The following is a 13,984-nucleotide window of genomic DNA, read 5'->3' on the forward strand; positions in this document are numbered from 1 at the left end:
CCGGAAAGGGCCCGGCCGCCGCCGTTATGCCCGATCCGCCGGAAACCGCTACGACGTTCCGGATTCCTTGCGTCGCAGCAGGTGACGGCCGATCCGTTATGCGATTGTTATGCGACCCTTCTTCGCCTTGCGGCGTGTCTCATTTGGTACGGTGCCCGGACCGGCCGGAACTAACCCCCTGGCCGCCGGCGCCCCCCTGATCCCCCAAACCCAACAGTCATCTACTTAGGAGAGACATGAACCGTACCCTCAAGCGGGTGCTCGGACTGGCCGGCAGCGCCGTCCTGGGCCTCGCCGGAGCGGTCACCTTCGCCTCCGCAGCCCAAGCCCACCACGTCGAGATCGAGGGCATCACCGAGTGCACCCAGGACGGCGGCTGGACCGTCGTCTGGCAGGTCACCGACTGGGCCTCGCAGGGCATCGGCGCCGGCGTGATCGACACGGTCACCGTCGACGGCGAGTTCAACGAGGGCACCGAGATCGTCGCGGGCGCGGAACTCCCGCACCCCGACTCCGGCAACTACCTCGAAGGCAGCCAGAACTTCGGCGCCGACGTGGCCACCGCCTCGATCACGATCGACGCCTCCTGGCCCAACGGCAACACCGGCACCGGCTCCGCGCTCGTCTCCGCCCCCGAGGGCGGCTGCGAGGCCGAGGAGCCCCGCCCCGAGGCCTACGTCGACGTCTGGACCGACTGCTTCGGCATCAACGTCTACGCCTGGAACGAGAGTGAAGAGGCCCTGGCCGAGTTCACGATCGAGACCAGCGACGGCTTCTCCGAGACCGTGACCCCCGCGGTCGAAGAGGACTACTACAACTACTTCACGGTCGAGGACCCGGAGGCCGGCCTCTCGGTCACCATCCTGGTCGACGGCGAGCTGTACGACACCTTCGAGTGGATCGACAACCCGCTGTGCCACTACGCGACCGTCGAGTCGACCTGCGAGGACGGCCTGACCTTCACCTTGACCGTCCCGGCCGAGGGTGAAGAGACGACGTTCTACTTCTACAACTACACGACCGAGGAAGAGTTCGAGATCGTGCTCGGCCCGGGCGAGACCGACACCGTGAACTTCCCGGCCGCGGCCGAGGAGTTCTGGGTCTACTACGAGATCTACACCGACAAGGACTACATCTCCGGTGAGACCCCGTGGTACCCCTGCGATGTCGAGACCCCCAGCCCCTCGCCTTCGCCCAAGCCCGAGCTCCCCAAGACCGGTAGCTCGCTGACCATCATGATCTCCTCGGCCGCCGCCCTCATCGCGGCCGCCGGCGTGATCTTCTTCCTGATGCGTCGCCGCCGCGCCGCTCAGGACTGGTAGTCGAACCCTGTTAAGGGGTACGGACTCCGGTAGTAGCTGAACAGGTCAGGGGCCCCGCAGCGCAAGCTGCGGGGCCCTTCGGCCGTATCCTCAGGCGACTCCGGCGAGGCGCAGCAGCGCGGTGGTCGCGGCCGCGGCGACCACGACGACCGCCAGGGGCGCCCGGCGCCAGGCGAGGACGCCGCCGATGAGGACCCCGGCCGGGAGCGCCCAGCCCGCGAAGCCGCCGTCGACGAGCAGCGACGAGGTCACCGTGAGCGCCAGCAGCACCACCATGGCCCCGGCCTTGATGACCTTCTCGGCGTGCGTGGAGAGGGTGATCCGCTTGCGCAGCAGGGCGCCGGAGAGCCGGATCAGGTACGTGCCGGCCGCCAGGGCGGCGATCGCGATGAGCATGTTCACGCCGTCTCCTCCTTCTTGCCGGTGCCCTTGCCCATGACGACCACGCCGATGACCGCGAGCAGGACCGGGATCCCGGCGGGGAGGAAGAAGCTGGTCGCGAGGGCGACGGCGGTGCCGAGGACGCCAGCCAGGAGGGTCCGCCGGTCCTTCAGGCTCGGCATGACCAGCGCGAGCAGGATCGCCGGGAGCGCGGCATCGAGTCCGAGGACCTTCGGGTCGGCCACGAGCTGGCCCGCGAACGCGCCGATGACGGTGCCGACGTTCCAGACCAGGAACAGCGAGACGCCGACGGTCCAGAACGCCTGCCGGGCGCGGCGGGGGTCGTCGCCCGCGGCGAGGGCGAACGCGGTGGACTGGTCGATGAGCAGGTGGGTGCCGATCAGCTTGGACCGCAGGCCGGTCCAGTAGATGCCGCCCACGGCCATGCCGTAGGGGATGTGCCGCAGGTTCAGGATCAGCCCGGCGGCGACGCCCGCCACGAGGCCGCCTCCGGCCGTCATGATCCCCATGGTCGCGAACTGGGCGGCCCCGGCGTAGACGAACAGGGACATGGCCGACGACTGCCACCACGGCACGCCCTGGGACGTGGCGATGGCGCCGAAGGAGATCCCGACGATGAGGATCCCGGCGGCGAGCGCGGCGATGTCGCGCAGCAGCTTCCGGTCGAGTCCTCGGAAGCCGTGCCTTTCAAAGAATGCGATGGGCATCGCCGAAGTATGCCCCGCCCGGAGCCCGGTGAACAAACGTTCAAGGGCGCGGCCGGGAGTCCCGGCCGCGCCCTTCAAATACGTTGTTCTACAACGACTTAGACCTCGTAGTACAGGTCGAACTCGTGGGGAGTCGGGCGGAGGCGGATCGGGTCGATCTCGTTCTCGCGCTTGTAGCTGATCCACGTCTCGATCAGGTCGGGGGTGAACACGCCGCCCTCGGTGAGGAAGTCGTGGTCGGCCTCCAGGTTGTCGAGCACCTTGTCCAGCGAGCCGGGGACCTGCTCGATGTCGCCGTACTCGTCCGGGCCGAGCTCGTACAGGTCCTTGTCGACCGGCGCCGGCGGTTCGATCTTGTTCTTGATGCCGTCGAGGCCGGCCATGAGCATGGCCGAGAACGCCAGGTACGGGTTGCTCGACGGGTCCGGCACGCGGAACTCGACGCGCTTGGCCTTCGCGTTGGAACCGGTGACCGGGATGCGGGTGCACGCCGAGCGGTTGCGCTGCGAGTAGACCAGGTTGACCGGCGCCTCGAAGCCCGGCACCAGGCGGCGGTAGGAGTTCACCGACGGGTTGGTGAAGGCGAGCAGGCTCGGGGCGTGCTTGAGCAGGCCGCCGATGTAGTGGCGGGCGGTGTCCGAGAGGCCCGCGTAGCCGGTCTCGTCGTAGAACAGCGGCTCGCCGTTCGCCCACAGCGACTGGTGGGTGTGCATGCCCGAGCCGTTGTCGCCGAACAGGGGCTTCGGCATGAACGTCACCGTCTTGCCGGCCTGGGTGGCGGTGTTCTTGATGATGTACTTGAACTTCTGGACGTCGTCGCCGGAGTGCAGCAGCGTGTCGAAGCGGTAGTTGATCTCGGACTGGCCCGCGGTGCCGACCTCGTGGTGGGCGCGCTCGATGGTGAGGCCGCCCTCGATGAGGTTGGTGACCATGCGGTCGCGCAGGTCCGCGAAGTGGTCGACCGGGCCGACCGGGAAGTACCCGCCCTTGTGGCGCGGCTTGTAGCCGAGGTTCCCGCCGGGCTCGTCGGCGCCGGTGTTCCACGCGCCCTCGATCGAGTCGATCTCGTAGAACGCCTGGTTCGCGGTCTGGTCGAAGCGGATCGAGTCGAAGATGTAGAACTCGGCCTCGGCACCGAAGTACGCGGTGTCGGCGATGCCGGAGCCGGCCAGGTACTGCTCGGCCTTCTTCGCGACGTTGCGCGGGTCGCGGCTGTAGGCCTCGCGGGTGAAGGGGTCGTGCACGAAGAAGTTCAGGGCGAGCGTCTTCTGCTCGCGGAAGGGGTCGATGAACGCGGTCGCCACGTCGGGCAGCAGCAGCATGTCCGACTCGTGGATCTCTTGGAACCCGCGGATCGAGGAGCCGTCGAAGGCGAGGCCCTCTTCCAGGAGGTCGTCGTCGAAGGACTCGGCCGGGATGTTGAAGTGCTGCATGACGCCGGGCAGGTCGCAGAAGCGGACGTCGATGAACTTCACGTCGTTGTCGCGGACGTAGCCGAGGAGCTCTTCAGGGCTGGAGAACACGAAGGTATTCCTCTCGGTAGGTGAGTGCCGGGAGGACCATGGCGCGGCCCCGCCCAGCGGGTCCCGGATCGTCGAACGCCCGAACCGGCGGGCCGACCTCGCTGTCGACGCCTAAGCTTAATAGCCGAAACGCTAACCGCGATCAATTGCCTCACCGTAAATCAATTGTTTCGCGCGTGTTACTTGCAAAATGCGGGCCTGTTCACAACCCCCCGAAACCACAGCTCAGGACGGTGCACTCTCCGCGTTTCGGGGCGAGTCGTAGACTCGCGCCATGACGAGCGAACGCGGTGCGAAGACCCCTGAAACCACCGGCTCCGGCCAGGACCTGGCCACCGTCAGCGCGCGGTTCGTCGCGCTGGTCATCGACTGGTCCGCGACCGTCCTCGCCGCGTACCTCCTCGCGTGGGCGAACGTGTTCAGCGCCGACCCGTTCACCTTCAACCTGGAGATCGCGCTGCTGTTCGCGCTCTACTACACCGTCGCCTTCACGGTCGGGGCCCAGAGCCTCGGCATGCTGGCCATGAAGATCGCCTGCGTCTCGGCCCGCGACGGCGGCCGCCTCGGATTCCTCCGCGCCCTCGTCCGCGCGGTCCTGCTCTCGCTCCTGGTCCCCGCCCTGACCGTGTTCTTCCACCCGTACAGCCGCGGCCTCCACGACCTCGCCGCCGGCTCGGTCGTCCTCAAGGCCCCCGCCGCCGCGAAGTAGCGGCCTCAGCTGCGCTGCATCCACCTGACGAGGATCGGCGACGGCACCGGGTAGGCGCCCTCGCGGCGCACCCGGTCGGCGACCTCCTGGTCGGAGGACACCACGATCACCGGCCGGCCCTCGGGCTCGACCCGCGCCAGCTCGACCACGACGTCGTCGGCGATCTGCCCCTTGGCGCTGAACAGGACCCGCACGCCCCGCGCCGACGGCTTCGCGCCGAAGATCGCGTCCGCGCCGTCGAAGACCACCGTGATCTCCGCGTTCGTCTGCGCCGCCATCGCGCCCAGACCGTGCACGAGCCGGTTGCGCTGCTGCTCCAGCGTCAGCGTCTCGCCCCACGCCGAGATCGTCACGTTGTACCCGTCGACGATCAGGTGCGGGTTCGGCAGCGACAGCAGGTGGTCCAGGCGCTGCGGGTCGGTCTGCTCCAGGCCCCGCGAGCCCTCGAACGGCCGCTCCTCGGGGTCGTCGCAGTACTCCTCGGCGATGTAGTCAGCGGGCCGGTCGTCGACCGGTTCGAGCCCGAGTTCCCGGCGCAGCCCCGTGGCCGCGCCCGAGAGCGTCTCCATGAGCAGCCACAGCCGCGCCGACGCGAGCCGCTCCTGCTCCCGGTCGGACTTGCGCACCCGGTCCAGCTGCCCCCGCAGCGACTCCACTTCGGATTCGAGGCGGCGCCGCTCCGAACGGCGCTCCGCGTCGGCCTGCTTGAGCCGGCCCTTCTCCGCCGCGAGGTCCCCGGCGGCCTTGGCCGCCTTCTCCTCGGCGTCCTTGAGGTCGCGGCGGGCCCGCCGCAGCTCCTCCTGGAGGACCGCGGCCGCCGCGCGCTGGTCGGCCAGGGCCCCGCGGAGCTTCCCGTTCTCCTTCTCCAGGGACGCGAGCCGCTTCTGGCTCGCCTCGTCCGGACCGGCCGGGACCGGCGGCGCCTCGGGCGCCTCGGGGATCGCGTCGACCGCGGAGGCGATGAGGTCCCGCCAGCCGTCGGGCCGCAGCAGGTACGTGAGGGCGGCGACCTCGACCGGGTCGGCCATCGGCGACACCGCCTCGTTCGCGCCGATCGCCTTGATCAGCGGCGAGTCGGTCGAGGCGAGCACCTCGGCGAGCCCGGCGCGGAACCCGTCGTCCCGGTCCAGGGCCGCCGCGAGGTCGCCCTTGGCGAGCTTGGCGCGCTTGGCCGGACTGAACTTGAGGAAGCGGCGCAGCCGGGCCGGGACCTTCCCCGGCGCGAGCCCCGGCATGGCGACCGCCGCGATCTCGACGGCCCTGCGCCGCACCGGTTCGGTGAGGAACACCATCGGGCCCGGCTCGACCTGTTCGGAGGGGTCCCCCTCGGCGGCGCCCTCGTCGCCGGCCGCGGAGGGCACGGCCTCCGCGGGCCCGGCCTCGGGCCTCGCGCCGCTGGTCTCGTCGCCGCTGCTCATGTGCACCAGTGTGCCATCGCCGTCACAGCGCGGCTCCGACGCCTGCGCTTCTTTACCCCGACGTCATCGCGGATCACCGCGCCGGTCGCCCCGCCATGGCAGACTGGGGCGATTGCGAAGGGGGTCAGTATGAGCCGCACCCTGCTGGTGACCAACGACTTCCCGCCCAGGCGTGGCGGAATCCAGACCTTTGTGCACGGCATGGCGCTGCGGCTGCCCTCCGACGACCTGGTCGTGTACACCTCGACCTCGCCGGGCTGGCGCGAGTTCGACGCCGCCCAGCCGTTCCAGGTCGTGCGTGACCGCACCGCGATGCTCCTGCCGACGCCCCGCGTCGCCCGCGCCGTCACCGCCCTCGCCAACGAGCACGACTGCGACCGCGTCTGGTTCGGCGCCGCCGCCCCCCTCGGGCTCCTCGCGTCGGTCCTCAAGCGCGACACCGGGATCGAACGCGCCATCGCCCTCACCCACGGGCACGAGGTCGGCTGGGCCGCGATGCCCGGCACCCGCGGCCTCCTGCGCCGCATCGCCGCCTCCCACGACGTCATGACCTACCTCGGCGACTACACGTACCGGCGCCTCGCCCCCGTCGCCGCCCCCCACACCCGCCTGGAGAAGCTCACCTTCGGGATCGACGCCGACACCTTCCACCCCGGCGTCGACGGCACCCAGGTGCGCGACCGCCACGGCCTCGGCGACCTCCCTGTCATCGTCTGCGTCTCGCGCCTGGTGCCCCGCAAGGGCCAGGACATGCTCATCGCCGCACTCCCGCAGGTGCGCGCCAGGACCGGGCAGGACGTGCGGCTCCTCATCGTCGGCGAAGGCCCCTACGAGTCGCGTCTGCGCGCCGCCGCGCGGCGCCACGGCGTCAGGGACCAGGTCGTCTTCACCGGCGGCGTCTCAGAACACGAACTCGCCGCGCACTTCGCCGCGGGGAACGTGTTCGCGATGCCGTGCCGCACCCGCCGCCGCGGCCTCGACGTCGAAGGACTCGGCGCGGTCTTCCTGGAGGCCGCCGCGTGCGGGCTCCCGGTCATCGCCGGGAACTCCGGCGGCGCCCCCGACACCGTCCTGCACGAGCAGTCGGGTTATGTCGTGGACGGCCGCGACCTCGGCGACATCACCGCACGCCTCGTCCAGGTACTCACCGACCCGCAACTGGCCCGCGAACTCGGCGCGGCCAGCCGAGAATGGGCCGTCGGCGAATGGACCTGGGAACGCCAGGCAGAGCGCCTGGAAGGCATGCTCTACGGCGAGACCGTCTAGAACTTCGGCTGGTCGGGGGCTTCCAGGAGGCCGAGCTTCAGGGCCGTCATGAGGGCCTGGGCGCGGTTGCCGGCGCCGAGCTTCTCGTAGAGCTTCGAGATGTGGGTCTTCGCGGTGGACTCGGAGACGTACAGCTGCTTGGCGATCCCGGCGACCGAGAGGCCGTCGGCGAGGAGCTTCAGCACCTGCGACTCGCGGGGGGACAGCTGGGGGCCGGTCGGGGTCAGGCGGCGCTGCATCGCCTCCGCCAGGTCGGCGGCGCTGAACGCGGTCGGGTTCGCCGCGGCGTGGCGCGCGGCCGACACCACGTCGTTCGCGGGCGCCGACTTCGGCACGAACGCCGAAGCGCCCGCGTCCAGGGCCCCGAACAGCTGGTCGTCCCCGGCGTACATCGTCAGCACCACGATCCCCATGTTCGGGTGGGCCTTGCGGAGCTTGCGCGTCGCGTCCAGGCCCGACCCGTCGGGCAGGCGCAGGTCCATGATCACCACGGACGGCATGAGCGAAGCCGCCTGGCGCAGCGCGTCGGCGGCCGTGTCGGCCTCGCCGACCACCTCGAACTCGGGGTCGCGGTCGAAGGCATGCCGGAGGCCCTTGCGGATCAGATCGTGGTCGTCGACGATCAGCACCGTCGTCTGACCGGTCGTCTCCAGCGCGTCAGCGTTCATGCGTGTCTCTCCTCATTGGCTGCCACGGCCACCACCGTGGTCAGGCCGTCGGGCCGGCTGTTCAGTTCTCGCTCGGTCGGCGGCCGCCCAGGCCGCGGACCCGGGGCGGGGCGTCTCGGCCCTCGGGGTGGGCCTCGCCCCCGCGTTGAGCACCACCGCGACGGTCGTCCCGTGCGGCTGGTGCGGTCGGATCTCCAGCGAGCCGCGGATGCGCTCGGCCCGCTCGCTCATGATCGCCAGGCCGTAGCGCCCCTCGGAGGCCTCACCGGAGAGCCCCTGTCCGTCGTCGGTCACCTCGATGCGGGTGTAAGGCGGGTCCACCTCACACGTCACCCACAGGTTCTCGGCCCTCGCGTGCTTGCGCGCGTTCGTGATCGCCTCCTGGGCGATCCGCAGCAGCTCGGCCTCGGTGCTCGCGGGCAGCCGCGCTCCGCCCTCGTCCAGGGACAGGTGAACCCGCAGTCCGGCGGAGGCGCCCACAGTACGAGCATAGTCCGCGATCGCCGAGGCGAGGCCCCCCTGACGGTCGACGTTCGACCGGAGCTCGAACAGCGAGAACCGCAGCTCGGTCACCAGCCGCGTCACCTCCGAGCGCAGGTCCTCCAGCTCGCCCTTGGCCTCCCCGGCCTCCGGCGGCAGGATCGCCATCGCGTTGTCGATCCCGTAGCCGAGCATCGCCAGCTCCTGGGCGATGCCGTCGTGGATCTCGCGGGCGAGGCGCTGGCGCTCCTCGGTGGTGGCCATGGACCTGACGTCCTCGAACAGCAGCGCGGTCTCCAGGCGCAGGGCCGCGCCCTTGGTGCGGTCCTCGGCGGCGGTGATGGCCTCGGGGCCGAACGCGGCGGGGTCGTCCGACTCGATCGCGACGAGCCCGACCGTGCGGCCCTCGGCGACCAGCGGGATCACCAGGGACGCGACGGGCCCCTGCGTGGACCGCGAGAGCGGGACCTGCCCGGCCTGCGGCTTCTGCCCGGCCCAGGCGTCGGCCAGGAGCGAGTTGAGCTGCGGCGAGGTCTCCCAGTCGACGCGCTCCTCGGCGTGCTCGGCGAGGACGACGAGCCTGCGGCCCGAAGCGGCCGACAGGACGGCGGCGCGCTCCACGCCGGGGATGCGCGCGGCGGTGTCGACGATCTCGGTGGCGATGCCGCCGGGGTCCAGGGTGGACCCGGGCAGCTGCCTGGCGACGACGCGCAGCTGCGTGAGCAGGGCCGCGGCCTCGGCGTACGGCAGCTGCGAGTGGTGCATGTCGGAGGAGCGGGACCGGCGCAGCCACCAGGCGCCGACCGCGGAGGCCAGGCCGAAGGCGAGGGCGACGGCCGCGGTGGAGAGGTAGGTGCCGCGGTTGAAGTCGGCGACGCGCGGCGCCTGCGCGATGAGGCCGACCGCGGCGAGGGCGACCAGCGCGGGCGGCCCCCAGGTGCGCAGGTGCGACCAGCGGTCGCCGTCCTCGGCGGGCGCGGCGGCGTCGAACGCGGAGGTCGCGAACGGGGCGATCAGGTAGGGGAGCATCCAGGCGGGGAGCCCGCCGGTGGCGAGGGTCCCGAGGACGACGACGGCGACTTCGGCGAGCCGCCCGGCGGGTGCGAGGAGCCGGTGCCGGGGGAGGACCACGCCGGGGAGGGCGGCCAGGGCGAGGATGCCGCACCAGGTCGCGGTCTCGGCGAGGCCGACCGAGGAGGCCCAGCCGGAGACCGCGACGAGTGCGAACAGGGCGCCCCGCAGTGCGACGGCCGGCAGTCGCCATTGGCGCTCCAGCACCGCCTCCTCGCCCATGGGGCCTCGCTAACTCTTGGTGTCGCCCGTGCGCGCCGCGTCGTACAGCGCGTTTACCTCACTTGAGTATTTTTCCATGACGACGTGACGTTTGACCTTGACTGACGGAGTGATTTCTCCGGCGTCTTCGCTCAACTCGACCGGAATGACCCGGAATCGCTTGATCTGCTCCGCCTTGGACACCGTCGCGTTCGCCTCGTCGACCTTCTCCTGGAGCTCGGCGAGGAGCTCGGGGTCGGCGACGAGGTCGGCGATCGGGGTGGCCGGGTCCTTGTCGCGGCGCGAGAGCCAGTCGGGCAGGATGTCGCCGTCGATGGAGATCAGGCACCCGATGTAGGGGCGGCCCTCGCCCACGACCAGCGCGTACGCGATGAGCGGGTGGGAGTCGAGGATCTTCTCCAGCGGGCCGGGGGCGACGTTCTTGCCGCCGGCGGTGACGATGATGTCCTTCTTGCGGCCGGTGATCGTCACGTACCCGTCGTCGTCGATCTCGGCGATGTCGCCGGTCTTGAACCAGCCGTCGGCGTCGAGGACCTCGGCGGTGGCGGCGTCGTTGTTCCAGTAGCCGGGGAACACCTGCGGGCCCTTGGCCTCCAGCTCGCCGTCGTCGGCGACGCGCAGCGCGGTGCCGGGGATGGGCCGGCCGATCGAGCCGACCTTGATCGCCTTCTCCATGTTCAGCGACAGCACCGGCGAGGTCTCGGTGAGGCCGTAGCCCTCGAAGATGACGATGCCGACGCCGCGGAAGAAGTGCCCGAGCTCAGGGCCGAGCGCGGCGCCGCCGGAGACGGCCGAGGTGCACTCGCCGCCCACGGCCGCGCGGATCTTCTTGTAGACCAGGAGGTCCCACACCTTGTGGCGGAGCTTCAGGCCCAGGCCGGGCCCGCCGGGCTTGTCCAGGGCGCGGCTGTACTCCTTGGCGCAGGCCGCGGCCTTCTCGAACAGGTTGCCCTTGCCGCCGTCGACGGCCTTCTGGTACGCGCCGGCGTACACCTTCTCGAACACGCGGGGGATCGCCAGCAGCGTCGTCGGCTTGACGACGGGCATGACGGCGGTGAGCCTGGTGCGGTCGGCGTGCGCGATGGTCGTGCGCGACTCCATGCCGGCGATCTGGAGGATGCGGGCCAGGACGTGCGCGAGGGACAGGAACAGCAGCATCCGGGCGCCGTCGTAGAGGACGCCGGGGACCTCGGGGACGATGTTGCGGATGTCGTTGAGCAGGTTCCCGTGGGTGAGCATGCAGCCCTTGGGGCGCCCGGTGGTGCCCGAGGTGTAGACGATCGTGGCCAGGTCGCCGGTCCCGCGGGAGGCGCGGCGCTCCTCGATGTCCACATCGGCGTCCGCGCCGAGCGCGTTCAGGGTCTCCAGGGCGCCGGCCTCGATGGTCCAGACGTCCTTGACCTCGGTGCCCAGGCCCTGGATCATCGCGGCCATCTCGGTGGTCTCGGCCAGCACGGCGGTCGCGCCCGAGTCCTCCAGGATCCACTTCGCCTGGTCGGCCGAGGACGTCTCGTAGATCGTCACGGTCACCGCCCCGGCGGCCCAGATGGCGTAGTCCAGCAGGGTCCACTCGTAGCGGGTGGCGGACATCAGGGCCACCCGGTCGCCGGGCTGCACGCCCGCCGCCGCCAGGCCCTTCGCCGCGGCCACCACCTGGTCCCGGAACTGCACCGCGGTGACGTCGTGCCAGGTGACGCCGTCGTCGTACGAGCGCATGTACAGGATGGAGGCGGGGTGGTTCTCGGCCGCGTCCCACAGCGCGGTGAGGGTGTTGTCTTCGTCGGGCACTGTCACCACTGGGGGGACGGCGAACTCGCGCATTAAATGGCTCCGTTCAACGCGCCGTGGTTACGGCGTTGTAAAGAAGGCGGTCGACACGTATTGGGCACAACTTACCGGTGAGTTAACTCACTTGGCAAGTCAGGTTGAATTCCGATGCTAGAGCACCGAGGACGAGACCGAAAGTCACCGCGGTGATACCTTCGCCAAGGGGGATGGAACAGCCGATTTCCTCGGGAATTAATCGTGCCGTAAAGTCTGTCGGTGGCCCGCAGCGTCGCGTGGCAGCCATCGCCTCAATTCCGGGAACCGCTGGAGGGACAGCTGTGAGTCTGACTATCGGAGTCGACATCGGGGGCACGAAAGTCGGCGGCGGACTCGTCGACGAGAACGGCGACGTCCTCGCCACGGCCCGGCGGCCCACCCCCGCGGACGACCAGGCCGGCGTCATCCAGGCGGTCAAGGAAGTCGTGGACGAGCTGCGCGCGGGCCACGAGATCGAAGCGGTCGGCATCGGCGCGGCCGGCTGGATCTCCTCGGACCGGTCCACGGTCATGCTGGCCCCCAACGTCTCCTGGAAGAACGAGCCCCTCCGCGACAAGGTCACCGCCGTCATCGACCTCCCCGTGGTGGTCGAGAACGACGCGAACGTCGCCATCTGGGGCGAGCACCGCTTCGGCGCCGCCAAGGCCCACCGCTCCTCCGTGCTCTACACGATCGGCACCGGCGTCGGCGGCGGCATCGTCGTCAAGGACAACCTGCTGCGCGGCACCCACGGCGTCGCCGCCGAGATCGGCCACATCCGCTCGGTCATGCCCGGCGGCCGCGACTGCGGCTGCGGGCGCAACGGCTGCCTGGAGCAGTACGCCTCCGGCCGGGCCCTGACCCGCGCCGCCCGCGAGGGCGCCGCCGAGTCCCCCGCCAAGGCCGCGGTCCTCCTCAAGCTCGCCGGCGGCGACCCCGACGCGATCACCGGCCGCCAGGTCACCGAGGCGGCCCGCGCGGGCGACGAGGTCGCCCTGGCCGCGTTCGACTCGGTCGGCTACTACCTCGGCAACTCCGCCGCCGACATGGTCAACCTCATCGACCCCGGCGTCATCCTCATCGCCGGCGGCGTCGTCGACGCGGGGGACCTGCTCCTGGACCCCATCCGCAAGCACTACAAGGAGGCGCTCGCGAACCGGAACCAGGTGCCGTTCGCCGAGGTCCGCGCGGCCGAACTCGGCTCGAAGGCCGGCGTGATCGGCGCGGCCGACCTCGCCCGCCACCGCGACATCGTCCCCTAGAACGAACATGTGCGAAAGGGCCGGAGCGGAAGCTCCGGCCCTTTCCTTATATATAGGGCGTCAGCACACGTTCAGCGAGGCGTTGCCGCTGATCGTCCAGTTGACGTTGTCCCCGCACGGCGACTCGCGCACCGAGGTGTTGTTGACGGTCATCGTGATCCACACGTCGCGCGTGTTCGGGAACTCCGAGCGGGCCGCGACGCGGACCTCGCCGCCGCCGTTCACGGTGCCGGCGCGGATCGAGAAGTTGTAGCAGTTCTCGATGAGCACCGCGTTGTTCCCGTTGCTCGCCAGGTCGACGTTGCGGATGACCGTGCCGCCCGACTGCGAGACGCAGAAGATCCCGCGGCCGCCGCCGCGCGAGATGACGTTGTCGACGTACACGTTGGTGTTGTAGTTCCCGTTCGCGTTCTGGCCGTTGTTGTTCGCGAAGCGCAGCGTCGCGTACCCGGTCCCGGTGGCGACGTTGTTCCCGTCGACGGTGCCCACCCACGCGTTGCGGGTCGCCTGGAGCAGCAGCCCCGACTCGCCCACGTTCCGCGCGGTCACCTTCGTGATGTTGAGGCCGTCGATGTTCCACGTCTCGACCGCGTGCGAGCCGGCGCCCGACACGTAGATGTCGTTCATCGTGACGTTGTAGTTCCAGGCCGCGTCGCGGTCGAAGCGGATGCCCAGGCCGCCGCTGAGGGTGAGGTCGATGTCGCCGAGCTTGAGGCCGTTGGTCCCGGAGAACCGCAGCCCGAAGTACGGGTTGCCGCTCATCTTCAGGTACGCGATGTTGACGTTCGTGGTGTTGATCGCCTCGATCGCGCCGCGCCCGGAGCGGTTGCCGACGGTGATCATGCCGCAGCCCTCGAAGGTCTTGCCGCTCTGGATCGTGATGGTGCTGGCGCCGATGTTGCCCGAGGCCATGACCGCGACGCGCTGGCCGCTGGAGATGGTGTCGACCCCGGCCTGGACCGCCGCGCGGTAGTCGGATCCGGAGTAGACGGTGGTGCTGCCCTCGCGGGCGACGTAGGCGCCGGAGGACCCGGTGACGGTGGCGTGCGGCGTGCCCGCGCCGCACCCCTGCGCGAGCGCGGCCTCGGGCACGGCCACGGCCCCGAGCGCGCCGGCGAGCGCGACCGCGGC

General features: G+C 70.5%; 11 protein-coding genes and 1 pseudogene. 4 read left to right on the plus strand and 8 right to left on the minus strand.

Annotated elements, in window-relative coordinates; translation table 11 throughout:
- Positions 1-236: 236 nt before the first annotated feature.
- Complete coding sequence (locus DI269_RS17415) at positions 237-1,322, plus strand: LPXTG cell wall anchor domain-containing protein (protein WP_112138141.1); 1,086 nt, start codon at positions 237-239, stop codon at positions 1,320-1,322.
- A 90-nt stretch (positions 1,323-1,412) separates the two neighbouring features.
- On the opposite strand, the gene DI269_RS17420 is transcribed toward DI269_RS17415, so the two are convergent.
- The 3 genes from DI269_RS17420 to glnA all read right to left on the minus strand — a co-directional run bounded on the left by DI269_RS17420 (position 1,413) and on the right by glnA (position 3,954).
- Positions 1,413-1,718: an AzlD domain-containing protein gene (locus DI269_RS17420; protein WP_112138165.1), complete on the minus strand. Its 306-nt coding sequence runs from the start codon at positions 1,716-1,718 to the stop codon at positions 1,413-1,415.
- A 2-nt stretch (positions 1,719-1,720) separates the two neighbouring features.
- Positions 1,721-2,431, minus strand: a complete 711-nt coding sequence (locus DI269_RS17425) for an AzlC family ABC transporter permease (RefSeq protein ID WP_112138144.1) — start codon at positions 2,429-2,431, stop codon at positions 1,721-1,723.
- Positions 2,432-2,529: 98 nt separating this feature from the next.
- Complete coding sequence (glnA, locus tag DI269_RS17430; RefSeq protein WP_112138147.1) at positions 2,530-3,954, minus strand: type I glutamate--ammonia ligase; 1,425 nt, start codon at positions 3,952-3,954, stop codon at positions 2,530-2,532.
- A 274-nt stretch (positions 3,955-4,228) separates the two neighbouring features.
- Between glnA and DI269_RS17435 the strand changes: the two genes are divergently transcribed.
- A complete protein-coding gene (locus DI269_RS17435; RefSeq protein WP_112138149.1) occupies positions 4,229-4,663 on the plus strand; it encodes an RDD family protein in 435 nt (144 codons plus the stop codon).
- Positions 4,664-4,668: 5 nt separating this feature from the next.
- On the opposite strand, the gene DI269_RS17440 is transcribed toward DI269_RS17435, so the two are convergent.
- Positions 4,669-6,081 (minus strand): NYN domain-containing protein, encoded by a 1,413-nt coding sequence (locus DI269_RS17440; protein ID WP_112138152.1) that lies wholly within the window; start codon positions 6,079-6,081, stop codon positions 4,669-4,671.
- Between the two features lie 129 nt (positions 6,082-6,210).
- Between DI269_RS17440 and DI269_RS17445 the strand changes: the two genes are divergently transcribed.
- Entirely contained in the window at positions 6,211-7,347 is a 1,137-nt protein-coding gene (locus tag DI269_RS17445) for a glycosyltransferase family 4 protein (protein WP_112138154.1), read from the plus strand.
- On the opposite strand, the gene DI269_RS17450 is transcribed toward DI269_RS17445, so the two are convergent.
- From DI269_RS17450 to DI269_RS17460, 3 genes are read right to left on the minus strand one after another with little or no spacing between them, the layout of a single operon-like run.
- Positions 7,344-8,015 (minus strand): response regulator transcription factor, encoded by a 672-nt coding sequence (locus DI269_RS17450; RefSeq protein WP_091043822.1) that lies wholly within the window; start codon positions 8,013-8,015, stop codon positions 7,344-7,346. The genes DI269_RS17445 and DI269_RS17450 overlap by 4 nt on opposite strands.
- Positions 8,016-8,027: 12 nt before the next feature.
- Positions 8,028-9,788, minus strand: coding sequence for an ATP-binding protein (locus DI269_RS17455; protein ID WP_112138157.1), 1,761 nt, complete (start codon positions 9,786-9,788; stop codon positions 8,028-8,030).
- 9 nt (positions 9,789-9,797) lie between these two features.
- Positions 9,798-11,609 (minus strand): AMP-dependent synthetase/ligase, encoded by a 1,812-nt coding sequence (locus tag DI269_RS17460; RefSeq protein WP_112138160.1) that lies wholly within the window; start codon positions 11,607-11,609, stop codon positions 9,798-9,800.
- 284 nt (positions 11,610-11,893) lie between these two features.
- Between DI269_RS17460 and DI269_RS17465 the strand changes: the two genes are divergently transcribed.
- Positions 11,894-12,853: an ROK family glucokinase gene (locus DI269_RS17465; protein WP_112138162.1), complete on the plus strand. Its 960-nt coding sequence runs from the start codon at positions 11,894-11,896 to the stop codon at positions 12,851-12,853.
- Positions 12,854-12,913: 60 nt separating this feature from the next.
- Here the strand turns inward: DI269_RS17465 and DI269_RS17470 are convergent.
- Positions 12,914-13,984 (minus strand): annotated as a pseudogene (locus tag DI269_RS17470) (carbohydrate-binding domain-containing protein); the annotation flags it as partial.

Source organism: Glycomyces dulcitolivorans, assembly GCF_003265355.1.
In the GTDB taxonomy this organism is placed as follows: Bacteria; Actinomycetota; Actinomycetes; order Mycobacteriales; family Micromonosporaceae; genus Glycomyces; species Glycomyces dulcitolivorans.

Bases quoted from the DNA above. Each gene is read 5' to 3' on its own strand.
- DI269_RS17460 (WP_112138160.1), bottom strand. From the start codon at position 11,609: ATGCGCGAGTTCGCCGTCCCCCCAGTGGTGACAGTGCCCGACGAAGAC.
- DI269_RS17415 (WP_112138141.1), top strand. From the start codon at position 237: ATGAACCGTACCCTCAAGCGGGTGCTCGGACTGGCCGGCAGCGCCGTC.
- DI269_RS17455 (WP_112138157.1), bottom strand. From the start codon at position 9,788: ATGGGCGAGGAGGCGGTGCTGGAGCGCCAATGGCGACTGCCGGCCGTC.
- DI269_RS17435 (WP_112138149.1), top strand. From the start codon at position 4,229: ATGACGAGCGAACGCGGTGCGAAGACCCCTGAAACCACCGGCTCCGGC.
- DI269_RS17440 (WP_112138152.1), bottom strand. From the start codon at position 6,081: ATGAGCAGCGGCGACGAGACCAGCGGCGCGAGGCCCGAGGCCGGGCCC.
- DI269_RS17450 (WP_091043822.1), bottom strand. From the start codon at position 8,015: ATGAACGCTGACGCGCTGGAGACGACCGGTCAGACGACGGTGCTGATC.
- DI269_RS17445 (WP_112138154.1), top strand. From the start codon at position 6,211: ATGAGCCGCACCCTGCTGGTGACCAACGACTTCCCGCCCAGGCGTGGC.
- DI269_RS17420 (WP_112138165.1), bottom strand. From the start codon at position 1,718: ATGCTCATCGCGATCGCCGCCCTGGCGGCCGGCACGTACCTGATCCGG.
- DI269_RS17425 (WP_112138144.1), bottom strand. From the start codon at position 2,431: ATGCCCATCGCATTCTTTGAAAGGCACGGCTTCCGAGGACTCGACCGG.